The organism is Clostridium akagii DSM 12554, assembly GCF_000686725.1.
GTDB classification, from domain to species: domain Bacteria; phylum Bacillota; class Clostridia; order Clostridiales; family Clostridiaceae; genus Clostridium_I; species Clostridium_I akagii.
Genome location: NZ_JMLK01000007.1, coordinates 328,845 through 355,290, shown reverse-complemented (window position 1 = coordinate 355,290; position 26,446 = coordinate 328,845). Strand labels below are relative to the sequence as shown.

Annotated in this window: 26 protein-coding genes; 3 read left to right on the top strand and 23 right to left on the bottom strand. The window is 29.4% G+C overall.

The genetic code is table 11. The features are described 5' to 3' along the window. Positions 1-208: 208 nt before the first annotated feature. From BR66_RS0103930 to BR66_RS23085, 18 genes are all read right to left on the bottom strand, one after another. Entirely contained in the window at positions 209-1,636 is a 1,428-nt protein-coding gene (locus tag BR66_RS0103930) for a hypothetical protein (protein WP_026881736.1), read from the bottom strand. Then, positions 1,633-3,285 (bottom strand): hypothetical protein, encoded by a 1,653-nt coding sequence (locus BR66_RS0103925; protein WP_026881735.1) that lies wholly within the window; start codon positions 3,283-3,285, stop codon positions 1,633-1,635. The genes BR66_RS0103930 and BR66_RS0103925 overlap by 4 nt, the downstream gene beginning before the upstream one ends. A gap of 11 nt (positions 3,286-3,296) precedes the next feature. After that, positions 3,297-4,058 carry a hypothetical protein gene (locus BR66_RS0103920; RefSeq protein WP_026881734.1) on the bottom strand — a complete coding sequence of 254 codons (762 nt, stop codon included), beginning with the start codon at positions 4,056-4,058 and terminating at the stop codon, positions 3,297-3,299. After that, on the bottom strand, positions 4,018-5,415 hold the full coding sequence (locus tag BR66_RS0103915) for an N-6 DNA methylase (protein ID WP_026881733.1): 1,398 nt from the start codon (positions 5,413-5,415) through the stop codon (positions 4,018-4,020). Before BR66_RS0103915 ends, BR66_RS0103920 begins: the two co-directional genes overlap by 41 nt. A gap of 192 nt (positions 5,416-5,607) precedes the next feature. Next, the gene (locus BR66_RS0103905) at positions 5,608-7,137 is read right to left on the bottom strand and encodes a Tn7-like element transposition protein TnsE (protein ID WP_026881732.1); all 1,530 of its coding nucleotides are present in this window, start codon (positions 7,135-7,137) and stop codon (positions 5,608-5,610) included. Next, entirely contained in the window at positions 7,134-9,029 is a 1,896-nt protein-coding gene (locus BR66_RS0103900; RefSeq protein ID WP_026881731.1) for a TnsD family Tn7-like transposition protein, read from the bottom strand. Before BR66_RS0103900 ends, BR66_RS0103905 begins: the two co-directional genes overlap by 4 nt. Positions 9,030-9,088: 59 nt before the next feature. Further along, on the bottom strand, positions 9,089-10,777 hold the full coding sequence (locus BR66_RS0103895) for an ATP-binding protein (protein WP_242841105.1): 1,689 nt from the start codon (positions 10,775-10,777) through the stop codon (positions 9,089-9,091). Beyond that, a complete protein-coding gene (locus tag BR66_RS0103890; protein WP_026881729.1) occupies positions 10,758-12,911 on the bottom strand; it encodes a Mu transposase C-terminal domain-containing protein in 2,154 nt (717 codons plus the stop codon). Before BR66_RS0103890 ends, BR66_RS0103895 begins: the two co-directional genes overlap by 20 nt. Next, positions 12,908-13,747 carry a heteromeric transposase endonuclease subunit TnsA gene (locus BR66_RS0103885; RefSeq protein WP_026881728.1) on the bottom strand — a complete coding sequence of 280 codons (840 nt, stop codon included), beginning with the start codon at positions 13,745-13,747 and terminating at the stop codon, positions 12,908-12,910. The genes BR66_RS0103890 and BR66_RS0103885 overlap by 4 nt, the downstream gene beginning before the upstream one ends. 255 nt (positions 13,748-14,002) lie before the next feature. Continuing rightward, entirely contained in the window at positions 14,003-15,832 is a 1,830-nt protein-coding gene (gene glmS, locus BR66_RS0103880) for a glutamine--fructose-6-phosphate transaminase (isomerizing) (protein WP_026881727.1), read from the bottom strand. 361 nt (positions 15,833-16,193) lie between these two features. After that, entirely contained in the window at positions 16,194-16,412 is a 219-nt protein-coding gene (locus tag BR66_RS0103875) for a hypothetical protein (protein WP_035795394.1), read from the bottom strand. Positions 16,413-16,504: 92 nt separating this feature from the next. Beyond that, positions 16,505-16,729 (bottom strand): hypothetical protein, encoded by a 225-nt coding sequence (locus BR66_RS0103870; protein WP_026881725.1) that lies wholly within the window; start codon positions 16,727-16,729, stop codon positions 16,505-16,507. 55 nt (positions 16,730-16,784) lie between these two features. Next, positions 16,785-17,060: a hypothetical protein gene (locus BR66_RS0103865; RefSeq protein ID WP_026881724.1), complete on the bottom strand. Its 276-nt coding sequence runs from the start codon at positions 17,058-17,060 to the stop codon at positions 16,785-16,787. A gap of 108 nt (positions 17,061-17,168) precedes the next feature. After that, positions 17,169-17,459, bottom strand: coding sequence for a hypothetical protein (locus BR66_RS0103860; protein WP_026881723.1), 291 nt, complete (start codon positions 17,457-17,459; stop codon positions 17,169-17,171). An 89-nt stretch (positions 17,460-17,548) separates the two neighbouring features. After that, complete coding sequence (locus BR66_RS0103855; RefSeq protein ID WP_026881722.1) at positions 17,549-17,932, bottom strand: hypothetical protein; 384 nt, start codon at positions 17,930-17,932, stop codon at positions 17,549-17,551. A gap of 201 nt (positions 17,933-18,133) precedes the next feature. After that, on the bottom strand, positions 18,134-18,469 hold the full coding sequence (locus BR66_RS0103850) for a hypothetical protein (protein WP_026881721.1): 336 nt from the start codon (positions 18,467-18,469) through the stop codon (positions 18,134-18,136). 53 nt (positions 18,470-18,522) lie between these two features. Continuing rightward, entirely contained in the window at positions 18,523-18,747 is a 225-nt protein-coding gene (locus BR66_RS0103845) for a hypothetical protein (RefSeq protein ID WP_026881720.1), read from the bottom strand. 35 nt (positions 18,748-18,782) lie between these two features. Continuing rightward, complete coding sequence (locus BR66_RS23085; RefSeq protein WP_051624090.1) at positions 18,783-19,118, bottom strand: hypothetical protein; 336 nt, start codon at positions 19,116-19,118, stop codon at positions 18,783-18,785. A gap of 210 nt (positions 19,119-19,328) precedes the next feature. Here BR66_RS23085 and BR66_RS0103835 point away from each other — a divergent pair, with 210 nt between their 5' ends. Beyond that, entirely contained in the window at positions 19,329-20,081 is a 753-nt protein-coding gene (locus BR66_RS0103835) for a YdcF family protein (RefSeq protein ID WP_026881719.1), read from the top strand. Positions 20,082-20,171: 90 nt separating this feature from the next. Here BR66_RS0103835 and BR66_RS23080 read toward each other — a convergent pair whose 3' ends face one another. The 3 genes from BR66_RS23080 to BR66_RS23075 all read right to left on the bottom strand — a co-directional run bounded on the left by BR66_RS23080 (position 20,172) and on the right by BR66_RS23075 (position 23,135). Next, positions 20,172-21,449: a purple acid phosphatase family protein gene (locus BR66_RS23080; RefSeq protein WP_035795391.1), complete on the bottom strand. Its 1,278-nt coding sequence runs from the start codon at positions 21,447-21,449 to the stop codon at positions 20,172-20,174. A 100-nt stretch (positions 21,450-21,549) separates the two neighbouring features. Continuing rightward, complete coding sequence (gene lepB, locus BR66_RS0103825; protein ID WP_026881718.1) at positions 21,550-22,149, bottom strand: signal peptidase I; 600 nt, start codon at positions 22,147-22,149, stop codon at positions 21,550-21,552. Beyond that, entirely contained in the window at positions 22,149-23,135 is a 987-nt protein-coding gene (locus tag BR66_RS23075; protein WP_051624089.1) for an NAD(P)/FAD-dependent oxidoreductase, read from the bottom strand. Before BR66_RS23075 ends, lepB begins: the two co-directional genes overlap by 1 nt. Positions 23,136-23,333: 198 nt before the next feature. Between BR66_RS23075 and BR66_RS0103815 the strand changes: the two genes are divergently transcribed. Then, a complete protein-coding gene (locus BR66_RS0103815; protein WP_026881717.1) occupies positions 23,334-24,263 on the top strand; it encodes a DUF475 domain-containing protein in 930 nt (309 codons plus the stop codon). 140 nt (positions 24,264-24,403) lie between these two features. Here BR66_RS0103815 and BR66_RS0103810 read toward each other — a convergent pair whose 3' ends face one another. After that, on the bottom strand, positions 24,404-25,141 hold the full coding sequence (locus BR66_RS0103810; RefSeq protein ID WP_026881716.1) for an ATP-binding protein: 738 nt from the start codon (positions 25,139-25,141) through the stop codon (positions 24,404-24,406). Between the two features lie 200 nt (positions 25,142-25,341). Between BR66_RS0103810 and BR66_RS0103805 the strand changes: the two genes are divergently transcribed. Next, positions 25,342-26,022 (top strand): Crp/Fnr family transcriptional regulator, encoded by a 681-nt coding sequence (locus BR66_RS0103805; protein WP_026881715.1) that lies wholly within the window; start codon positions 25,342-25,344, stop codon positions 26,020-26,022. 72 nt (positions 26,023-26,094) lie between these two features. Here the strand turns inward: BR66_RS0103805 and BR66_RS0103800 are convergent, their stop codons facing one another. Next, positions 26,095-26,361: a hypothetical protein gene (locus tag BR66_RS0103800; protein WP_026881714.1), complete on the bottom strand. Its 267-nt coding sequence runs from the start codon at positions 26,359-26,361 to the stop codon at positions 26,095-26,097. Positions 26,362-26,446: the final 85 nt, after the last annotated feature.

Sequence of the window (26,446 nt, the reverse complement as noted above, 5' to 3'; positions counted from 1 at the left end):
TTTTCTATTAACAAGACACCTGTTATATATCGGTCTTTAATTAATTTGTAAATATCAGGTTTTTTATAATTCTTTATCAAAGACTTTTACGCTATTGTTTATTATATTATTCTTTTCTCCTAGTACGCACTTTGCTTGTACTATTTATCTTCATATAATATTTAATCTAAACTTCATTTTAAAGATTAAGATAGTTAACTTGGTTATTTTAGCTATTTTTATAAATTATTTCAATACACTTAATTATTTTATTTTGTATATCCTTAATATCGGTATCACAAATAGACAAGTATTGTATAAAAACATCTTCATCTGAATATTCATCTTCATTAAAAATTATTGAAGGTTTATATTCATCTTGAGAAGATAAAATCATGTCACCAAGAAAGCCAGCTTCCTTAAAATATCCAACTATTAAATATCCATCAACAATAGCCTTACCACTTTCAACTATCTTAGTATATACTTTATCTCTTGTTGCTTTATTATAGTTTTTTTTCAATGTCTTTTTACATTCTATACCAATGGTTCTATTTACTCCACCTTTCTCAACATCTATAATCCAATCAATTTCTATATTGTGACTATTATCACCATCTTTATAAAAATTAAATATCTTATTCCTCATGGTAGATTTTATACTAAACCCTTTATATTTATCTTTTATTATCATTAAAATTTCACCAATAAAATCTTCAAACCATTGCTTTTGATAATATTGCATTAATCTAGGTGAAAAACTAAATATTCTATTATTTTTTTCATCTTTTAAATCTAGAGCCGTTTCATCGTGTAAATACATAAATTGGTTATTAATAAAAAGTTTCAAGTATGGTTTTAACAAACCATATAGTTGTTTTTTGTTATTTATCAAATTTTTTAAAATTGCTTCTTCTTTTTTATCTTTCTTTTCATCAATCTTAAGATCAATATATCCTTCTTTATCAATTTTTTTGAATAAATACTCAAAAATTTTCCCCATAGACGGTTTTAATGTATTAATTAATAATTTATTACCGTTAGGACTAGTAATTTCAGCATTATCTTCAACAATAAATTCATCAAGTCTTAACCAATTTAAATTGTCACTTTTAACAATAAATTTATGTTTAGAAAATTGCTGAGCTATTTTTTTACTTATATTATTTAATATTTTATAATTGAATGCCTTAATTTTTATCTCAAAATTATTATCTATTAAAGTATATCCTATAAAAACAATGCTACAATCTATATTTGCATCTTTAAATTTACATATTTCAATATATTCTTTCATAAAATCATGAAAGAGAATTTCATCTTTTTTATAAATTTTTGATTCAAAATCTCTAATGTACTCATACTCTCCCTTTGGAGAATCTGTAAGCCATTTTATATACACATCTTGTTCATCTTCTTTTTTATTAGGATCAACATTCGTGTATACCGGAGATTGATCTATATCTCTTAAAATACTAATCACATCTTTATATAAATATAATTGCTTATTTCCTAAATTAACATGAATATCGTGTTCCATAACACGATATTCATGGATACCATTTAACCTATAAAAATAGTATCCATCAATATTGAAAAATGCACCTTCTACTTTTTCATCTTCTCTCAATATACTCAATACACTTAATTCACTCATATTACAAAATCACCACTTTTTTTTATATCATTTGCAATTTGTTTTTTATAATCTACAGATACTTTTTCATCTAATAGAATCAAAAGTTTAATGATTAATTGATCATCATAACTTACAATCTCAATACCCTGGTTTCTATATGAATCAATCTGATTTTTATCTAATTTTGTCAATTCTTTTGGATATAAATAAACAAGTGACTTTATAGACTTTTGTTCTTTTATACGAAGTGCTACATTCAACTTATCACTAAATAATTTAGCAAAATTTTTCCTAGAAGTATATGTTATATAAAATAATTTTTTTTCTTTTTCTTTACTTGATACAATTATGTAACCTGTTCTCCTATTTATATTAATTAATTCATTTCCACTCAACACTAATAGTGCTCCCACTGCCTCAACAATAAAAGATTTATTAGCTATAGGCGAAGCAGCATTTTTCCATCTTATTAGTGCTTGTTTTTTAGCATCATACGTGTCCACATCTATATTATTAAAAGCATTTTTCTCTTTTTTATCACTAATTTCTTCATTACAATGTTCATTATTTCTATACTCATCAAATATTTTGGTAATCTCTTGTGCATAATTCCTATACGTATTTTCAACTCTCTCAGTTTTAAATCGTTGCTTTAAATGAGTAAAAACTAAATTTTCATCTAAGTTTATTGAATAATATTTTTCATATCTTTTTTTTAAATAATTTATTAGATTCATTACCTCTTCATCTGAGCTTATATCCTTTAAATTTATAAATAATGATTTCATTCTATCATACGTTGCTGGTTCGATTAAATTAATATGTTGGACAAAGTCCTCACCACCATAAATTTGTGTTGCAGCAAGAATTAAAAATAGGTTTTTATATAAAGTTAATTTATCCGTTAATTCTTTAATATTTCTAAAAAACCTTTTTTGTTTTTCTTGATCTTTCCAATCCATTACATGCTCTATCTCATCAAATACTATTATAGTATATAAATTTTCAGCTTCGAAATAATCACATAATATTTTCAAAAAGTCAAAATAGAATTCTTCAGAAGACTCCTGAAAATTATATAAATACGTATCAATAAATTCCACCTCAAAATTTCCTTTAAGTAATTGTATTGCCTGTGTATGAATTTTCACATCATTTAAATTACCCTTTATCAAAGTAATTGCCAAATTTTTATTTATACCATACTTTTCTTGTAAATTTGCCACAGCATAGTTTTCATCATTACTGGCGACTTTATATTTTTTAAATATTTTGTTTACACAATTTTTTATTTCATTTCTTTCAACAGCCTCCAATATTTTCAATTTAATATCTACTTGCTCATCTCTTATATATATACGTCTAACTCTAACATTGTTAACTTTAGAGAATGCATCTGATATCATCCTTATAAAATGAGTTTTTCCATCACCTATATTACTAATTAAAATAGGCAGTTCTAATCCTGTAGATAAGTCAAAAAAATCTTTAAATTTTTCAATAATTTTATGCTTAGCTTCTTCTTGATTAGCAACAAATGATGGATTCTCTGGTGCAGTACCAATTCTATAATGTTTTAGTTCAATTGCAATATCTTTCATAGATAATTTATCAAATTTATCTTCGAAGATAGTTTCACTTTTTTTTGATAATATAGGGTTCCCCATTTACATTCACCTCAAATAATATTCTTCTTAATTCTTATATGTGTAAAAACCTTTCCATTAATAATTAAATGTTTATGTTCTGTAAACCAGCTTGGAAATGTAATAAATGATAACTTATATTCTAAGTTCTCATCAGAATACACTTTATTCCACATATCTATTACATTAAGTTTTGGATATTTTTTCATAATTTTCAATTCTATTTCTTCAATTGCAACAGGTTCTCCATAATCACTCGCAATATTAAAATATTCATTTTGAATTGCCTCTAATGATTTTAGGTATATATCATTTACAAATGCTTTATCATCCAAATATACATACACTAATAAAAAGACTACAGGTCTAAACCACCTTAATATATTATCATATCCCCTATTTGGAAATTGACTATTTAGCAATATAGCTATGCTTTCTAGTTTAAAATCAAAAATGCCATTTTTTTCTGATAACTGTTTTATATCCATAAGTTCTTTGTTATTCTCAATTATTACTTTAAGTAATTCTCGAAGACTAATAATATTTTTTTTATATAAATAAACATTATTATTTAATTCTATTATTTTTTTTCCATTCAAAATACTATAAGTAAATAAGCCTAAATTTTTAAGGTTAGTTCTATAATTATGTTTGACTGTCTTCCTAGATTTTGATTCTGCTATTATGTCATCTACATTTTCTACAAACATACCATTATCTATCTTATCTATAATATACTTATAATCCTCTTCTTTAGTAGGTAGATGCGCATACCTCGATGGTGCACTTATCATTTTTACACCCCACTAACATTTCTATTTTTCTAATTTCCTCTTCTATTTTTCTATCCACTCTATCATTATATTTTTTTATACTATATTTATTTGACATACTTTTAATTTTATATTCAAATGTTTTCTGTATATCATTTGGTATAACAGGCACTAGAATATTCAGTATGTCTTCTTTTGTTATAAATTTTGAACAAGATCCCCTTTTTAAATACTCAAGTTGCTTATATCCTAAATCACTTCTCATATATAATGCTAAAAAATAAGGATTTATTTTTAAATCACTTAAAATAAATAAACAATCACTTGAAATTCCTTCTTCAAATTTATTAGTAACAACACCTATCTTTTTGATACAATTTGATCCAACTCTTGCTATAAGTACATCTCCTATTTTCACTCTTGCATTTTCAAACTTATATTCATATTTCGAGTTTATATATTTTAGTTTGTCTTTCTTAATAATAATATTATCAATATCTGTTGTATGAATAAATGGAATTCCTTGATTTGAAATACATTCTTTTTTATCAGTTATAGTTACGCCTCTTCTACAACTTCCAACAATATCCTTTATTTTAACCATTTCATAAGGAACAGATTCTAAAATCTCGTTTATCTGTTCTCTTTTTTTATAATAATCGAAGTCAAGTCTTTCAATAGCCTCTTCACCATATATATATATATCTTCTTCATTAAAATATTGATCCACTTTTTTTATATTTACATATCTCTGTATATTGTTATTAGTTTGTTTTTTCAATATTAATATTGAAATATCTGCACTTACCTTTTTAAATGAATTTCTATATAAGTTTATAACACATTCAACATGTGTCTTTTCTAATATCTCCCGTCTTATTTGCTTAGAATTTGGATTAGATAAAATTCCATTTGGCAAAATAATAGCTATATAACCACCCTCTCTAGTTATATTTATATATTTTAGTAAAAATCCAATTTCTATAGGGTATTTAATTCCTTTTTTGTTGCCGACACTCTTCTTAATAAAGTAATCAAATGGAGGATTCCCAACTGTTAATGAAAATTTATCATTTTTAATTATATCATTATAATCTCTCCAATTACCAATACGACTATTTAAACTATCACCAATCCATAGATTAAGGTCATTCAAACTTTTATCATTCTTTAATGTATTAATTATATTGCTATCTATATCCGCTCCATATAGCTGTATATTATCAAATTTATTTGATACAGCCTTAAGTAATTCACCATCACCAACTGCTAAATCTATCACATTATCAATATCTATTTTAGGAATATATTTTACCATTAGTTCTGCAATTTTTTTTGGTGTAAAATATTGTTTATATACATTTTTCTCTTTAGTCATCAATCTACAACTCCTGCAATAAATATTTTTATTAAATATACGGTACCTTAAATATACGGTACCTTATATTTAATAAAAAGTCCAGCTTTTTTATCGATTGAAATACCAATATATTTATAACTTCTAACTTCTAACTTTCCATTTTCCATGCTAGCATTCATCTTAGTTTTAACTTTAAGTATTCATTCTTTATTATAAAATTTTCTTATAAACATGAATTTCTTTATCAAATATATTTTTGCTAATATGTTTACTTCTGTATATATTCGCCCCATTTTTCTTAATTTTATCTATAGCTTCATTACTCCATTTTCCACTTTCATCAACTAATCCTAATAGCAGTAAACTATAGATTCCTTTCCAATCTACTAAGATATTTGCTTTTATTATTAGCATCGACAAGGCCCTATTTTCTCTTTCTACATCAATTAAACTACGTTCTTTACCATCCATCATAACTATCTTGCCTATCGCATATTTCCTTCTAGTAATCCCATCACTTAACACTGAAAATCTCTTAGCTTTTCTTCCTTGTGAAAGTTCGCCAATAATTATATCTACTTTCCTTATATCATGTCTATCTCCTAAAAGCCTTATTATTCCTATGAACTCCTCCAATTCACCTTTTTCGTCTACATTATCTCTATTAATAAATTCCAACCCTCTAATTACTTCTTCGCCACCACCATCTGCCGTAGTTCTTAATCTATCATCTTCTAAAATATATTTTTTTGTGTTTTCATTTTCCTTTTTTCTAGTTATTCTAATGCCTTTTTTGCTCCTATGTATCTGTGGAAGTCTTTCATATTCATGTGTTATTAATAAAGTATTTATCTCCTCTGAAGTTTTTGTTGCGCCATCTCCATCAGAAGTTAAATCTCTATCGCTGCAAGAATTTTTATTAATATATTTTCTGATTTTAGCTTCATTACTGATTTTTGATTCCTCTAAACTTGGATGATACACATTTATTTCTTCTACATTAATTTTCTTTTTCTTTAGAGCCAGTATCTCTAATACTTTTGTATATGTACCTTTCTTTTCTACCAGTGCCTTAATGTTGAAATCATCTAATGAAAAACCAAATTTCAACTCTCCATCCTGCCATATACTTTGTCCTATGTTGTTAAACATCCTTATTACTTTATGATTTGTTAGCAGCCATGCTAAATGATTTATTTTATCGTCTTTTAGTAGTTTCTTATCATATTCCCATGTGAAGTGTATTTCAAGCCTTCTTTTGTCTATCGTGTATGTAAAATAGTTTTCAAAGGAATCCATTTCTAATATCCTATTTAGCATGAATTTGCTTGGTGCCAAAACAGCTCTTATTATTTCAATTATAGGTATTATATATAAATCTCCCTGATTTACAAAACTGAATGTTTTTGATGTTGTTTTATCTTTGAATCCTGTTCCCCATATCTCCCATGGTCTTTGCCTGTATTCTACTTTTATGGAATTTAAATTTATATTTATAACTTCACTATTATCTTGAACTTCTGCGTTATTTAAATCTCCATCTATATAATATTTTCCTGTAACTAAAAAGTGTAAACTAGCCCAATCCAGTAACACTCTTCTAGTATTTTTATCACCCTTGAAATATGAATTAATCATCCACTTATTATTTTGTTTAAATGGTTCACCAATCCAAATTAATTTAGTGCTTTCACCCTTTTGAAAAGGCCACTCCTTTATTTTAGCCTGATTTTTTTTCATAAGTTAACCTCCATATTTATATAATCTATCAATGTTTTTTTTAACTTTACAAAAACTTCACTTCTAATTCCTGCCTGTCTTTGAATCTCCCAGAGCTTTATATTTTTTTCTTCCTTAATTTTATTATTAATTATTAACTTGCACCTTCTTAATTGAAACTCTTCAACGCTCTCAATTATTTCACTCAGATATTTTTCAGTATTGGGTAATTTATCTATATTTTTTTCCAATGCTGCAAGCAGTCCAGTTGATTTACCAATACTTGATTTTGTTATTCTAACGGGAACAGCTAACCTTAGCATAATCTCATTTTTTTCTTTTATTAACTTTAGATATTCATTATCCCTTGTCTTCCAATCAACTCTGTTATTTTCACTTTTATTTCTTTTACCACGAGGAATGCTTTCAGGTAAATTATTTTTAAGCCAAGGCTTGTCATGCCTGTATAACCATATATATTCTTTCTTTAAATTATTCCTTAACTGCTGGCGTGTACATCGTTCGTTGCTGTTTATAAAATCAATCACATCATTTTTATAATTGTTTTCAACAGTTGTGCTTAATTCTCTGCTTTTCTGTTCTACTTCACAAACTTTAATCTCTGTATTTATTGAAGAAACAAGCCCTAGACTATTAGCATATTTTATAACTGTTTTACAATCACAACTCATAATCCTGCTAATTTCTCTCACTCCATATTTTCTATTGCTAAGCAATGCTTTTAGCTTATTCTCCCAGGTGAATCCAAAACTCTTAATTCGCCCAATCTTAAACTTATCTTGCTCTGTTTTATCTGGTCCTTTTCTCGAATACACAAAGCCACAAGAGCAGATAAACGTTCCAACAGGAACTCTAGTTTTATAATCCTGTGTTATATTTATAGTTCTAACCACTTTCTTTTTATAATGGTCGGCAACTCTATTTAGACATGGCCAAGGAGCTTTTCCAAATGGATTATACTGATAATTTATATACTTAAAAAACTTTGAAATATCACCTTGCAAGAAATTTATCAACAATAAATGCCTTATTGGATGCACTGTCCTTTCTTCATCTCTTGTAGCTACCTTTAGCCAATTAAACTCATCTTCTATATCTATTGATGATTCCATTAATTCCAAAAACTCTTTACCATAGAAGTTTATGAATTCCTCATATAACTCCCTTTGTTTTACTCTTCCACTAGAAGTAGTTAGCCCTCTTTCATACAATAAGTTTTTATAATTCTCTGATGTTTTTTCCTTTGAAATATTATTGAAGTCCTGATTTAATAAGTAGTAAGCATCCTTAGCTATTTTCAGTAGCTTATCCTGGTATTTACTTTTATCTATACTGAAATCTTTTAAATCTAGTGATTTTGCATCCAACCTTATATATTCAAGTCTACTTACATCCATTTTACTTATAGGATATTTTTTTAATTCAATTTCATGTTTATAGCATAAAAATACTCCTTGAAGCTGATGTTCCCTATGTATAAAGGCTTCTCCATACCTTTCTATATTCTCCTTAGCACAAAATGGACAGTAATAGATATATTCTTTTCTACATATACTTCCTGCTATTATTCCTATTTTTGCATATATCCCTTTTCCATTCTGAAATTTTATTTCTTTTAATATTTGCTTCTGCCTTTTCTTAGGTAAAAAAGGACTATAGAAAGGATATATGGTATGGTTATTAATAATATAGTCTGCCGTATATTTACCACCTATATTTTCAGCTAACGCTTCTATATTACTTCCTATTTCCAGACTAGGTATAATGCTTCTTTTGTCAAAGATCTCTTCTAAAGTATCTTTAAAATCTATATTTCCAGTATAGTAGTGGTATCTTGAAATTGCTGAATAAATAAGTTCATCTTTGTAAGGGTCAGTAAAAAAATGTAGCATTATAGTTCTCTCCTCTGTAATACATTTTTTAACCACCCATCCCTCTTAAATTATATTTTCTAATTTACTTTTAAAAATTCTTCAACAGGATCTTTAATATATCCATTTTGCTTCAATGCTTCATACGGATGCTGTTTAGTCTTTATTGCCTTTTCATACAAATATAACAAACCGTCCCTTTTAACCTCCTTTCTTGCATTTTTTACAGCCTTATCTGCTTTTTCATTAAGCTCCATGGCTTTCTTTACAGCTAAAACTTTTATTGAGTTATAAGCTTCCTCCACCGGCTGATCATTAACTATTTTTTCAACTAACTTGCGCATTTGTAAATTATCTAAATTATCAAATATTCCTATTTCACATAAATCCATAACTAAATTTTCAACTGTATTCCTTCTTTTAAGCTCAATAGTTTTCTTTCTCTCCTTGAACAATTCTTCAATTTTTCCATTAAGCTCTATATTTCTGGTATGCCCAAAGGCAATATCATCTAGGTTTAAAGAGATATCTTCATATTTCATAATTTCAAATTGGTTATTATTCCTTAGTGCCTTTATCATAGGCTGTAGCATAGCAAGATCTTCTTTAGTCGTATCTCTTAAAATCTTTGTTGTAATCTTTTCTTTTCCTTCTGATAAGGCTCTTTCTTGTGCCAATATAAATAGATTTACTGCTACTGCAGTTATTCCCTGACAATTATCATAGAAGACATCCATAACCTCTGTTGTAAGCGAATCCTTTTCCTTAAGACCTTGAAAATCCCAGATGGTTTCTAAAAAGAACTGCCACTCAACACTTTCTTTTTCCATTCTATCCCACATTATAGATCCATCACTAGCTGCTCTTCTTGTCTGCCTAAAATTCCCCTTAAATATTTGTTGCGCTTTACTAGTTCCAATAAGTACTGTAGGTATACCAACCGTATTACTCAAGGTTACAAAAAAATTCAACATCTCCTCCATGTCGTTTTTAGCACTTAATAACTGTTGAATTTCATCAATAACTAGAACACCAATACCATACATACTAGCTAACGTAGTCATATGTAACATCATTGAAGACGTAACCCTATTAGCATAACCAAACTTCTCTAAGTACCTAGTTCCTAGCAAATCATCTATTGCTTTAAAGAAGCTTTTACAAAGTGTTGCTAGACTGCCATCATAAGGGCAATCTACTTTAAGCCATACAATTTGAGTTCTACTGAAATACTCCCCTTTATATTCCTCATGTTTTATAATTTGTGGATACATTAACAACAATCTTTCTATTGCTGTAGTTTTGCCGATGCCTGATATCCCTATAATTGATATACTATCTGCTGTGGTTCTAATGTGACTCATTCGCTTATTAAGTTCGTTATCCTCAGCATTTTCATCTCTAAGTTCATTTAATATTCTAAGTCTTTCAAGAAAAGTTTTACTCAATGGGTTTCTGGCCAAATATCCTCTTCTAATAAGTGCAGATAATCTTCTCTCTAAGGTAATATGTATTGGTAACGGCTGAATAAAATTTTTAACCCTTTTAATTATGTGGTATCTTAAATTTGTGGCTTTTACTGTATCTTCACTTCTTATTGTGGGCGCTACAGTAAAACGATCTATTACTTCTTCTTCGTTAAATATATGAGGCAAAGCTTCAATAAAGGGATTATCACTATACTCCTCAATTTCTTGTTGCTTATACTTTGCTATTTCAGTATCTCCCTTTAGAATTATTATTTTCTCATCATTTTTCACGTTTTTCATCTCTTTTCTTTTTAAGCATTTCCATTATTCTGTCCTTGCCTGTTACTGCATTTTCAGATGCATTATTCTTATGTAATTCTATTACTGCTCCCTCTTTAACTTCACTGTTTTCTTTTCCTAGATGGAATACTTCTTTTTCTCTATTAAATTCCTTTTCAAAGGTTCTATTATTCCTAATTCCTTTAAGTTTTTTATTATTGCTTTCACTATTTATTTCTCTATCTTTATTCTTCTTGGCTTCCTTAACTATTTTCTCTATCTCAGCATCAACATTAACATTTTGTTGATTTTGTCTATCCTTTTCCATTTCCTTTAACTCTGAAATAAGTTCAAAGTTGAATACAATTTCTTCTAAAATACAATTCTTGTATTGTTTACTTGGTTCGAGTAAGTAACAAGTTTCAAAATTTTTACCATCATCATGTGGTATATATATATTATTCATATTTCTTGGATCATATAATATTTCTGTACTTCTCACCTTTGATTTTATAAACCATTGCTCCTCTAGTGCCTTTTTAGAACCGTAATATAATCCTTTAAATCTTATGCCTGCCCTTGAAACATTTGCTCTACCCTTTGGAAGTATATTAAGTCTAAGCACTTCTTTATCAATAGTTCTAAGTCTTCCTTTTTTGTTTTCTATTCCCCACTTCCAAAGTTGTATCGGTATTGGAAGTACATCACCCAGAAGCATTTCCTTCTCCATTGGATACTTATCAATTATTTTGCTATTGTGAAGAAGTACAAGATTTATATATATCCTAGTAAATTCTTCTATAGTAAGCGTTGCATCTAGTCTATAATCTCTATCACCTCTTTTTCTATATTCCTTTTGAATTGCACCAGGCGTTTTGTGCTTTATCTTTGTATTTAAAGTTCTAAAATTTCTTTCCACTATCCCTTTTAAGTCACCTCTGTATGGTGATGTATTTTCAATTTTAATGTTCAAATTATTTATTAAATTTTCTACTGAATACCCTTCAAATTCTCCTCTATCAGCTATTATAATATCCGGAATATGTTTAGCTGGCCATTGGTCCTCGGTTATTTCTATATCATAGCTTCTACAAAATTCAACTTTATCTGTAACCATATTATCCAACGCCATCATAGCTCCTAGCCAAGATGGTCCCTCTAATCCAACATAAATACCTGTTAAAAGTCTTGAAAAAACATCAATTATAGCATAAACAATAGGTCTTCCTATAATTCTGTTTCTATCTAAAGAACTAACCAAATAAATATCAGCAATAGTTGCATCAACTTGAAAGCGAGTTCCTGGACCATCTGTTTCAATTGTAGAATTACTAAGTATTTCTCTATTTTTCAAAGCAAACTCTTTTTCACTTTTTCTTAAAATTATGTCTTTCTTTGGATCTTCAAATTTTTTAAACCAGTAGTAGAATTGCTCGTAGGTAGGTATTCTTGATTTATCCCATATGATAAACTTTCTTTCTCCATTTTCTATAATTGGATCTGAAAAAAAGTCTCTTAAAATATAGTTGTAGGTCTCAACAATACTTATTTTATTGCTAGTTCTATAATACTTGTTTATTGCCAAATCGAATTGTTTTTTTATGTCCATAGTAATATTAATGCCTTCAATTACCTCCCCAGAATAGCTTGCTTTTTTAGGCCTACCAACCTTATTATCTAATAAAATTCTTTCCTTTCCTTTTGCTCCTGAATTTTTATAATCTGGTAACAAAGAATTTTTAGTCATTCCTCTTTGCCAAAATCTGCTCAAAAGTCTTCTTATAGTTATAACCGGAACACTTGATGAAAATGAAATTTCTTCCAAAAGTTTATTTCTTGTTCTTTTGTCTAAAAATTCTTTTTTTCTATTTTCCCATACCTTATATATTAAATCCCAATGTGCATCTCTTTTTTGTTTTTCTACTTTTGATATTTTACTTTCATCTATATTCTTTAAATGAGGATCAGTTAATTTTACCAATATATCATTTTCAATTTCTTCTTGAAATTTGCTTAACTTTTCTTGCTTTGGTGTACATAATTTAATATCTAAATTTACAAAAGATACTTCAGCTTTTTCTTTATCAATATAAATTATTCTTATTCTTTCAGCCTTTCCGTCGAGATACTTAAATACTTCATTTTCCATTATCATGATATATTAAACTCCTTATGCAATATGTTTTCTGATAAATCAATATCCATTTTCGTATCTATATCTATTGATTTTGAAAGGTCAGTAAGAATAATCTTCCTTGCTAGTAAATGCTTAAATATAGCTATCCCCGTTCCTTTTGATAAATTCATATCTTTGTCAAAAATCGATGATACTTTCCTAACTGAATTATCCGTATCAATTGTTCTTTTAATATATTCTAGAACTAAATCTTCAAGTTCTGTTTTATCAATAGTTACAAAGGTATCTATATCTTCAATGTTATAATAACTATGAAAAAAGCTTATATTTTCTGCAATTGTTTTATTTATTTCTTCTTCCGTGACTATTGACCATTCAACTCCTTTCCTTTCCCAATAAACACGTTCTATCTCAAATTTTTCAATTACTCTTTTATTCATAAGCATATCTTTTGCTTTTATTGTTCTTGCTATATTGGCTATTTTACCTTCTGTCTCCTTAGTTATAAAAAAGTCTGTGGTCATTACTATATACTCACCATTTTTAGGGTTTTTGGGATGCTCAATTCCTAACTCTTTAGCTATTGTTAAGGTTTCTTCTATTGGAAGTAAGGGATATTGCTCTCTTATATCGCGTGCACATTCTGAATACTCTACAATATAGAAATAATTTTTTTCCATATCAGAAAGAAACTCATGCTGTCTACCTGTTTTTATTCCTTTTAACCTGGTACTTCTTCCTAAAGACGGCACATCTTGAATCTTAATCCAAGGTTTATATTCAATGCCAACACCCGTTCCACGTCCTTCTTTAATTAATTTATCGATATCAATTTTTCTAAATCTTTTTGCCACGAACTTATCACCACACTTTTATATAACAAAAAACCGAACATTCTCTCATAATTTGAGAATGTTCAGTTTTACTCTATTGTTATATTATATTTTGTCTAACCTACTATACACCTCATGTATAGTATTTCTCTTAGTATAAAATTTTATTCAAACTTTATTTTAAAATATCAAACTTTATTACAAAATATCAAACTTTGTTTTAAGATATCAAACTTTATTCAAAACCTACAACAAAAATATTTTTATTCATATAACCTATTCTACAGTAACTGATTTTGCAAGATTTCTAGGCTTATCAACATCACAGCCTCTTTGAACTGCAATATAATAAGCTAATAATTGCAATGGTACTACAGTAATAACTGGTAACAGTATGTCAGTTACCTTTGGCACATATATTACTGCATCTACAGTCTTTTCTATACTTGTATTGCCTTCGGCTGTAAAACCAAGAACTTTAGCGCCTCTTGTTGTTACTTCTCTAACATTACTTATCATCTTTTCATACAAATCAGACTGTGTTGCAAGTGCAATTACTACAGTACCTTCTTCAATTAGAGCAATTGTACCATGCTTTAATTCTCCACCTGCATAGGCTTCTGAATGGATATAGGAAATTTCTTTAACTTTTAAAGCACCTTCCATCGCTACAGCGTAATCTATTCCTCTTCCTAGGAAGAACATATCCTTATGCATGTAGTTGTTTGAAGCAAATTTTTGTAGTACTTCTTTATGCTTTAACATTTCTTCAGTTTTTTCTGGTAAAGTTAGCATATCTTTTTTAATTGTTTCAATTTCATCCGTTGTTAAAGTCTTTTTGTTTTCAGCAAAGAATAATGCCAATATATACATTGTAATAAGCTGAGTAGTATATGCCTTTGTAGATGCAACTGCTATTTCAAGACCTGCCCAAGTATATAAAACATCATCGGCTTCTCTTGCTATAGAACTTCCCACTGCATTGGTAATTGCTAACACTTTTATTCCCTTAGCTTTACAATCTCTTAAAGCAGCCAATGTGTCGGCTGTTTCTCCTGATTGACTCATTACAATTAGAAGAGTTCTATCAGTTATTATAGGATCTCTATATCTAAATTCAGATGCAATATCCACTTCTACTGGTATTCTTGCTAATTTTTCGATTACATATTTTCCTAAAAAACCTGCATGATATGCTGTTCCACAAGCTACTATATATATTTTGTCTATTTTTTTTATTTCTTCTTGAGTTAAACTTATATTATCTAAATTTATTGGTTGCCCAGGGATAATTCTTGAAGTCATAGTATCTCTTATAGCCTTAGGCTGTTCATGAATCTCTTTTAACATAAAATGCTCAAAACCGCCTTTTTCTGCTGCATCAGCACTCCATGTTACATGATGAACTTCTTTTTCTATCTTTTCACCATCTAATGAAAAAACATTTACTCCACTATTTGTAAGAACTACAAATTCCTTATCTTCTAAATAGATAATCTCTCTTGTATGGTTTAAAATTGCAGGAACATCTGATGCTATGAAATATTCATCCTTGCCAACTCCTACAATAAGTGGACTATCTTTTCTTACAGCAATAATTTTTTCTGGTTCATTTGTAGACATAATTCCTAGTGCATAACTTCCTTCTAATCTTCCGACAGCTTTAATTGATGCCTCTAAAAGATCATTTTCATAATAATAATCTATAAGATTTGGTATAACTTCTGTATCTGTATCAGAATAAAATTTATAACCTTTAGTTGCGAGCCATTCTCTTAAATGCAAATAATTCTCGATTATTCCATTATGAACAACACTTATTGTATTTTTCGAATTTGTATGAGGATGGCAATTAAGTTCTGATGGTTCTCCGTGTGTAGCCCATCTTGTATGGCCTATACCCGTACTTCCTTCTAAAACATGTTTTGCTAACTTATCCTCTAAATTTGATAATCTACCTTTACTTTTGGTGATATTCATTTCATCTTTTTTGTTTATAACTGCTATCCCCGCTGAATCATATCCTCTATACTCCAGCTTTTTAAGACCATTCATAAGAATGGGTTGTGCCTCCTGTTTCCCGATGTAACCAACTATTCCGCACATAATTAATACCTACCTTTCAACTTTTAGTTTAAAAGGCTTTTAGACACCTTATTGATATTGTCACAGAAATCACTTTCTGCTTTTACCAATATTTTCGGTAGTGCCATACCGCAAGGTATCCGCCGAATTTTCGATACTCCTTGTCCTCGTCAACTTAAGCTAGCTTTAAAATCCATCTCAACTTAAGTTCTGGCGCTTATATAATATATTAAAAGCCTACCAATATATTATACATGAAAAATCAATTTGTGCAATAAATTAATTTAGTATATACAATGAATTTTTCATGAATTTTGTATTTTCGTGCATAGTATTTTTTCAAATTGCTGATATAAAAGAGGGCCTAAGCCCTCGGGAATTTTTACCAACCTGTATTTTTACAAGGGTTACCACAGGACAAATAGAATAATGCAACTATAAATAAGATTCCATTATCCAATTTGCTGCCATGTCCTCCCTTTTTAGAAAATTGAAGAATTATTAATATTAATATAACCAGTGATGGCAAACTACATAAACAATCATTTCCAATAGCTGGTACTGGTTGACATATTGCAACTTCTTGGCGGTTTCTACACATATATACCCCCCCTTTTGGGCTGTGGTCAATGTATCTTTATTTTCCATCATTTGTTTATACTATATATTATTCAGATATATAAAAAATGTGAATTACTTTGATCCTTTACCTTTATTTTTTGTCATAAACTTAAGCATATTGATTATTGCTGCCAGTTGCTTGAAATCTATATTATTTATTGTTTGTTGCAATTCGTTTATGTTTACATCATTCACTGTGTCTTGCAATTTTTTCATATCCATATTTTTAAGCATATTTTGTATTTCTGTTGGATCCATATCTTTATTACTTTCTTTATTATCATTTTTACTAGACATAAAAACACCTCTTTATTTAAAGGAGGGTAAATACATACCCTCCTTATAGTATAAATTAGTAACCTGTTTTACATGGACTATTACAGGATAAATAGAATAGAGCTATTATAAATAATATGCTGTTATCTACTAATTTACCTGCACAACCTGATGAAGAACTTGAACCTGAACTTGTTCTTCTGGATTTTTTGCTAAACTGAAGTATTATTAAAATTAAAATTATTAAAGTAGGTAAACTACAGCCGCAACCTCTTCCGCCGAATCCGCCTATATTGGGGAACATTGGAACATTTTGTTGACATCCACAATTACTTTCATATCTTCTACTCATTAATAACCCTCCTTGGGCCGTAATGCTTTGTATCATATTTTCCATCATTTGTTTATATTATATTTTATTCAATATATGAAAACTTGTGCTACTGTAAAATAAATTATGTTATTTTTTTATACTCAGTCTGCTCATTCCATAGGCCTCAATGAGAACAGCTACAAGTTCACCCTTATCTGAATCTAAAAGAATTTTAATTGCATTTATTATATCTGCTTTAGATTTATTATTACCTTCTGCTTCTCTACTCCCCATTTTTTCAAGTACCGGTACCATATCTAAAAGATTAACTTTACCCAATAACTTTGCTATACTGTCTAAATTAAAATCAAATGGATTATTGTTATTATTACTTTCTGGCTCCTTCACAATGTGATGATGCTTTTTATGTGTAGGCATGTTTATACCTCCTCATTTTTAAATTATTATATTTTAGGTGAATATTTAGTTAACAACCACTCACCTAAAATATAAATTTAACCCTAACCTTAAACAGCTTCTTCTGAAGTATGTTTTTTCCCATCCTTACATAAAAATAGTAAAGCAACTACAACAAGAATAAATATTCCATTATTGCCTAAAATTTTTTTAAAACCAGTTTTATTATCATTGGGTATTTCTTTAGACATATTTTCAAATTTTTTTTCTGCTGATGTATGTGAAGTTCTACGTTTATGTCCATGATGCGTAGTAACCCTTTCTTTTTCCCTCACATTTTCATGTTCATTCCCATTTTTTTCTCCATCTTTATTAAAATTAAAATTATAGAATTTTTTACCCTTACCAAATCCAAAAACAACTACAAGGATTAAACCCCATACAATTAAATTCGATCCTTTACCAGTTTTCCCGATCATATCCATTATGCCCATACTTTATCCTCCTTTCTAAAAGCAAAATCTATGCTGTTAATATATACTATTCTTTAATCCATATTTTGTTTAGGCACAATCAAGAAAATAATACGTAAAAATTATCAGAATAGATTGCCTTAAAAAAAGGTGCATACATTATGCACCTTTAGGCATGTAAAAAATCATCTTCGTATCCATTTATAGCTTATAAGATTTATTTCATCTCAATATTTTACTTATAGTATAAATTTGAAGTATCATATCTATAAGATCTGCCTTATCTGAATTAACCATAGGCTTCAATGCATTTAGAACCTCAAATTCCTTATTTCCTCTCGGCCTTTCTTCAGCTACATTTGCTGAATTCATACCCATAGGACCAAATAAAGATGATAACTGCCCAATATCCACAGAGCCTAGTAAACTCATTATTTGGCTCATATCTATATTTTTAAATAGCCCTGCCAAATTTCCAAAATCCATATTGGCAAAATTATCATTATTTCCATCTATAACTTCTTCACCTTCTAATGGCTCTCCATCACTAGTTGACATAATATCACCCCTTTATTAAAAAGGAGGGCCAAATTAATTGCCCTCCTTAATTGTTAACAAATGCTTTGTTGTTTACAAGGATTACAACAACATAAATAAAATATAGTAATTATGAATAATATACCATCATCTACAAGTTGCCCTTCTCCGTCCTCGTCTGTACCTATACAATCTTTTTTCTTACTGAACTGCAAAACTATTAATATTAATATAGTAAGTTGCGATAAATTGCAACAACAATTCCCACCACGTTTAAATCCTAAATTATTTGGAAACATACAACCCCCTCCCTAGGTAATTCAAACATTAGATACTAAAATCCAGTGGTACTTCCAGCAAAATCCGTACCATCATCAGTATCCAAATTTATTATATTTGTATTTGTATTCCTATTACCACCTGCAAGTAATGCTAATATCACAACTACCCAGATTATTGATACTCTCCCAATGCCACCGCCGACGCCATTTCCTCTTCTACGCCTTCTGCCGCACGGGTCACAACTTGATATGATTCCTCCAGCATTACCTCCACCACCACAACAGCAAAACAAGAAGAATACAACTATCAAAATTAATAAAATATTATTGTTTTTCTTCCCGAAAAGACCACAATTAGCAATATCCTTAGAGCTTAAACCCATACCCATTCACTTCCCCAATATTTTTTTTGAAGATGCCCTAAGCTTTAGTTCTTCACAATATATAATATTCCTTGCATATAAAAATGACACAGTTACATATATTGCACATAAAATACTTTTATATTTAATATTTTTATGTTAGATTTATAAAAGAGTTATATTACTTATTGAAAGGAGAAACTATGCCAATGCCCTTAGTTGCATAGTATTTTAGCAATGATTTATATTATAAAATTTTTATATTCTACATTTATACTTCCTCCAGGCATATTTATACTTCTACTTATTGTAATATGTTTTAAGCTTTTTAGAACCAAAAACAAACTTTTTAAACCATTAATGATTTTAACTATTATATTTTATGCTTTTTGCACTCCTCTTGTTACCGGCTTAATTATTTCACCTCTTGAAAAAGAATATTCTGTTCCCAAAAGTCCTCAAGGCGATGTCATTGTTATGCTTGGCGGTGGCGCAACTCTAGATACCCCAAATTTGGATTTTAAGGGTCATCTTTCTGGATATTCTGCTAACAGGCTTCTTACCACTATAGAATTATATAAAAAATTGAACATACCAATAATAATTTCCGGTGGGAAGGTTTTTAGCTCCTCAGGATCTGAGTCTTTAGTAGCACGTAATATTTTAATTTCCATTGGTGTGCCTAAAAATATGATATTTATAGATACTAGAAGTGTTAATACAACTGAAAATGCTAAATATACCAAAGCAATTATGGGAAACCACAATTTCAAAAATCCCATTCTTGTAACATCAGCTTTTCATATGCCAAGAGCTGTAAAACAATTTAATAAATTTAATGTGAAAGTGCTTCCCTTTCCTACTGATTATCAGACTAACGTTGATGTGAAATTTGAAGTTAATGAGCTTTTACCCTCTGGCAGTGGAATTTTAAACCTTAGCTTAGCGGTTAAAGAATACATTGGTATATTAGCGGTGAGAATCTACTAAAGTGGTAGATAAGAGAGTAGATGGAGATTGAATTACACTTTTTTTGCTGAAAAGTACCAAGTTAATGAAGATTTTAACTTGGTACTTTTGTTAGCTCTTAACAATCTTGTATTTATCTGTGACTTCCATATTATCTGTCCTGTACGTATTTATCTCAAAACTATTTTTATCTACATTAATTACAGATATTGTTGGAACTTTTATTTGCTGTTTAAATGCTTCATAATAACTATTATTTTTGGAATCAATTTTATAATATTTGCTACCACTTGCAGAGTTTTCTGTTATATAAAGAGTACCTGTAGGGTTCAAAATAGCCCCATCCATACCTTTTTCTGTTTTTCCCATTGCCTTTCCTCCCTGCATTTGGTAAGTTCTTGTGTAACTGTGATCATGACCACTTAACACCACATCAATTCCCAGCTTATCAAAAACGGGTACTAGGGCATTTCTTCTTTCAACAATAGCACTATCATCTTCATGACCACCCGAACTATAAAGCGAATGATGTAATACAACTATTTTCCATTTTGCATTTGGATTTTCATTAATAGTTTTTTCCATGAAGCTTGCGTGTTCATCTTCATTTGTATTGTTACTGTTAAGCATTAAAAACAATGCATCCCCATATTTAAAATCATAATCGTCTCCTGGATTTTTCATGTTTGGAGGATTAAAATGATAAGTATGCCCTTTACTGCTACCTTCATGATTTCCTGCAACAGCCGCAATAGGTAAACTTTGAAATTGTTTTGGTGCAAAATATGCTGTGTACTGCTGTTCATTATTTCCCTTATTAATTTGGTCACCTACTGAAATTAAAAAACTTGCATTAGGAAATTTATTTGTAGCATTATTTATTGTATTTATCCATCCTTTTTCATCGCTAGCTATATTCCCACTTGCTCCTATCTGTGGATCACCAGCACAAAAAAAGCTAAATTGGTTTGGATTACGACTGGAGAAATTATATACTTTGCTCCAATTAGTACCATCTCCTAAACGATACACATATTCCTTTGATTCCTCAATCCCCTGAACTATAACTTTATTTGCAAAAAAATCATCATTTGCCTTGGATATTTCTCCATAAAAAGTTTTGGCCTTATTTATAGGGAATTCATCACTATCCATATCTGACTTTAACGCTATCTGCACAGCACTCTTTTTATCACCATCTTTACTATACCAATTATAATTTAGTTCTGTAGGATTTTTCCCAGGGCTTAATGCTATATCCGTAACATCCTCACTATTTGTATAAGCTTTCACTTGTGGATATAACATTTTATTATTTATATTTATTGTGATTAAAACCATAAATATAATTACTAGACTTATTATAGAAATCTTTTTATAAGGTTTCATACTGACTCCCCCTTTGCTAGTTTTATTTTGTACAAATTTAAAAAACTTATACTAAATTTTTAGCAAAGGGACTTCTATTTAGTCACCTGTCCCTTTCGACTTACTTAACCTTTCCCAGCTTGTCCAATGGCCATATCCTAAGTATAACTTTACCATCTACTTGTTTATAATCGATAAGTCCAAAACTTCTACTATCTCGACTTACCTGCCTATTGTCCCCTAATACAAATAACTTTCCCTCTGGTACTTTTATAGGGAAACTTATGTCTTCTTTAAAAGTTTTACTTGTGACATAGCTTTCATTAATTTTTTTGCCATTCACATATACATACCCATCTTTTAAATCAATTTTATCACCAGGTACCCCGATTACCCTTTTTACTAGTCTTGTATTTACACTTGAACTCAAATTTAGCTGGTTTTCAACATCCTCTTTAAATATATTTAATTCATCACCATAATTTTTTTTATACTTATCCTCTAAAAAAATAATTATATCTCCGCTTTTAGGGCTACTGAAATTATAGCTTACTTTTTCAATAATAAGTTTTTGTCCCTGATAAAGTGTATTTTCCATGGAACTCTGCCTAACCTCCACCGCAGCAAAAACTTTTGTGTCTACTACTACGGCTATTACAACTGCAAATAAAATTGATGCTGTCCATCCAGCAATCTCTCTAAGTATGATTTTTTTCTTCATTAAAAAACACTCCCATCAAATTTAATATATTTGGCTGCATTGATACCTGCAATATTTCCTTCTTTAGCCACGCTATCAGCAAATTCATTAATGTGTAGTGCATTTCCACATACAAAAATCCCACTAATATTTGTCTGCAAAGTTTCATCCACCTTAGGTTCATTGTTTTTTTTGCACATACTAACACCTAGCTTACTTATAATTTCAGTTTCCGGAATTAATTTTGATGCCAATATTAAATTATCACAAGCTATAAATTTTTCTGTACCTTCCTGTCTCCTGTGATTTATATCAACCTTTATAATAGTTACCCCAGTTATCCTCTTAGTACCTTCAATTCCTATTATGTCATAGCCAAGTTTAACTGGTATATCAAAAGGTTTTACCCAATTCATAAAGTTTTTTTCCAGTCCTAATATATTTTTTTCAGGCTCTATTATAGCCTTTACATGGATTCCTTCAATCACTAATCTTCCAGCCATTATAAGTCCTAAATTATTTGAACCTAAAATTATAGCATTTTTGCCAGTTACATAACCTTCCACATTAACAAATCTCTGAACCGTCCCTGCTGTATATATTCCTGCACACTTATTTCTGTTTATATCCCCTTTTAAATTCCCGTTTTCTCTAGCTCCTGCTGCATATATCAAAGCTTTACCTCTTATTCTGAATACACCATCTATTCCATTCACTGCGGTGACTATATTATCTCTATCTATGTTTAAAACTGTGGTCTTAGTCTTATATCCAATATTTAAAGTTTTAACTATATCTATAAGTCTTTCTGCATATTCAGGTCCTGTGATATTTTCTTTAAAAGTATCCATTCCGAACCCATCATGAATACATTGATTTAGTATTCCACCCAGGTTGTCCTCTCTGTCTAGTATAATTAAATTATCAATACCTTCTTTTTTAGCCGCTATTGCTGCTGAAATGCCTGCTGGTCCCGCTCCAATAACAATAATATCATAAGTCTTCATAAATTTTCCTCCAGAATGCGTGATAATATAAAAATATATTTTAATCTTTAGCATAATTTGTTATTATACTCAATAAACCTACCTATTGATTTTAACATTTTAGATTTTAACATTCAACAAAAGGTATATTTATTATTTTTAATATGTTAGCATAATGTCATATATAAAAGATAATATTAATTGCAAGGAGTGGATTATATGGGAATGCTCTCAGTTTTGTTTGTTTTGGTTGGATTATGTATTTTTGAAGTAGTATCTAGTATCGACAATGCTGTAATAAATGCAGAAGTACTTGGAACTATGTCGGAAAAAGGCAAGAAATTTTTTCTTGTTTATGGTCTACTATTCGCAGTATTTGTTGTACGTGGCCTACTACCTTGGCTTATAGTATGGCTTACTAATACTAGTCTTGGACCAATAGGTGCTCTTACAGCAACATTTTCAAATGATCCACACGTGCAGGATTCCATTGAAACTACTAAACCATTTCTTATGCTTGGTGGTGGGATATTTTTATTATTCTTATTCTTGCATTGGCTGTTTATGGAAGATAAAAAGTTTGGGCTTTCACCTGAAAAATTTTTTCTAAAACACGGTGCTTGGTTTTATGCCGCAGCCTCCATAATTTTAGCTATAATTGTTGGGCTATCTTTAAAATACAATACAATGCTAGCTTTATCATCAGTAATAGGATCTTCCGCATTTTTTATAACTGATGGCTTCAAAAAAAATGCAGAATCTAATGAACATGAATTATTAAATAATAAAAGTCATATGTCAGATATTAGTAAGATATTATACTTAGAAATTATTGATGCAACTTTTTCCATTGATGGAGTTTTAGGTGCATTTGCTTTTACCATGTCAGTACCTCTAATAATACTTGGAAATGGACTAGGAGCCTTTGTAGTTAGACAACTTACATTAGGAAATATAGAAAATATCAAAAAATATGTATTCCTTAAAAATGGAGCAATGTATTCTATTTTATGTCTTGGCATTGTAATGATACTTGAAGGTTTTAGTATAGAAGTTCCACAATTCATTTCACCACTAATAACAATATCTGTTATAGCATTTTTCTTTTGGAAATCAGTGCTTCATGAAAAAAAGTACAAATTAGAGTGACAAGTTTCTAGTTTTTTTTGAGTGATAATATCAGTGTCATGTACTAAAAAACAAATAATCCATGTTGCTTTTTAGCATCATGGATTACCATAGCAAAGAAAAAACTCTTTTCTTAAGATCCCATCAATTTCTTGTCACTTTTATAGTAGGTTTCCCTCAGTACTTATTACAACTTCCCTATATGGAACGATAATTTCAGATTCCAGCATTGCTGATTTTACTGCAGAAACGATTCCACCACAACATGGTACTTCCATTCTTACTACCGTTATACTTTTTATATCATTATTACTCAAAATATCTTTTAACTTTTCCTTGTAATAATTTACGTCATCTAATTTAGGACATCCTATAACTGTTATATGATTTTTTATAAAATCCTTATGAAAATCTGCGTAGGCATAAGCCGTACAATCTGCTGCTACTAATAGATTAGCCCCGTTTAAATATGGCGCTCTTGTATTTATTAAATTTAATTGAACAGGCCATTGTCTTAGTTCCGAGCTATTTTTTTCTTCACTCTTCACATCTATGCTTTTAATTGGTTTTTCTGCAATATGTTGTTTCCTAACTATAGCCCTAGCTGCTGTTCCTGGACATCCAGAAGTCATAACATGTTTTTCCTGTAATTGATTTTCTTTTTCTGCCTTAAGATTTTCTACGGCCTCTATGCTGTACTCGTTAGCATCTCTTTCAATTATTTCAATAGCTCCTTCAGGGCATCCTGGAAGACAATCGCCTAACCCGTCACAATAAATATCACTTATTAGCCTTGCTTTTCCTTCAACTATTTTAATTGCGCCTTCATGACAAGCTGTTACACATATTCCACATCCATTACATTTCTCTTCATGTATTTTAACAATTTCTCTTTTCATATTTTTGCCTCCGTTTTATATTAAGATATTTAATTTTTTATTTTCTTTCAGCTGCATTAATGAACCATAACATTTTATCTTGCTTTCATGTTTTTATTATAGTAATATTTTAATATAAAGTCGGTAACTTGTGTTACCTTTTTTAAAATATTTTAAATTTGTACTAAATATTCAGAATTTGTTAAAAGGAAGTGACTAAGATGACTGGGATTTCCCCTGCGCTAAGCGCCTGCATAATATTCAAAAATTTCGATATAAATTCCATGGAAATTCTATTATCCAAAATACATTACGAAATAAATTCCTATTCAAAGGATGCATTAATAGCTGCTGAAGGTGAAAATTGCTATAATTTAGGAATTATATTAGAAGGTTCCATTGAGATAAAAAAGCTTTTTTCATCTGGTAAAACTGTTACTATAGCAAAATTTTCACCTTCGGACATATTCGGGGAAGTTGTTATTTTTTCAGATATGAATAAATATCCTTCTACAATTATGGCTTCGGATAATTGTAAGATATTATTTATAAGCAAAAATGATATTATTAAACTTTGTAGCATTAGCACTATGATGTTAAATAATTTCATGGGGTTATTATCCAACAAAATTCTTATGCTTAATAAAAAACTAAAGAGCCTATCCTACGAAACTTTACGTGAGAAAATATCAAGTTTTTTACTTGAAAATTACTATATAAACAAAAATCTCATGTTTCAAATTAATTCTTCTAGAAATGAAATGGCAGAGACCTTAGGTGTACCCCGTCCGTCACTTTCAAGAGAACTTATGAACATGAGAAATGACAATCTTATAGATTTTCACAAAAATTCATTTAAAATTTTAGATCTTAATAGTCTGGAAGACATGTTGTCCGAATAATAAGCATTGCACTTAGATGATATTTCACCGCATCTCAGTGCTAACTAAAAAATTATGAAACTATTATTTAAACTATTCAATCTTGAACAATATCCATTTACAATTACTTATTTCATACTTTAATTCAAATAACTTATTTATACCACATATTATGCTTTGGCACCTAAATACCAACATATTATTTCCTGCTATATTTTCCTTAGTAATCTGTATAACCTTATCAACCTTTATCACTACATTTCTTTCATCTTCTGCAGAATACCTGAATCTTATGGGATGCAAATTCCCATTTTGGTCACCCCAACTTAGCATATCAACATACTTTGCTAATATCTTCATTAAATATTCACCACCACAGATTTTTTTGGAGTTAAAGCACGTGCTTGACTATTAAAAGTAGCATTATACATCTGATGATAAGCCT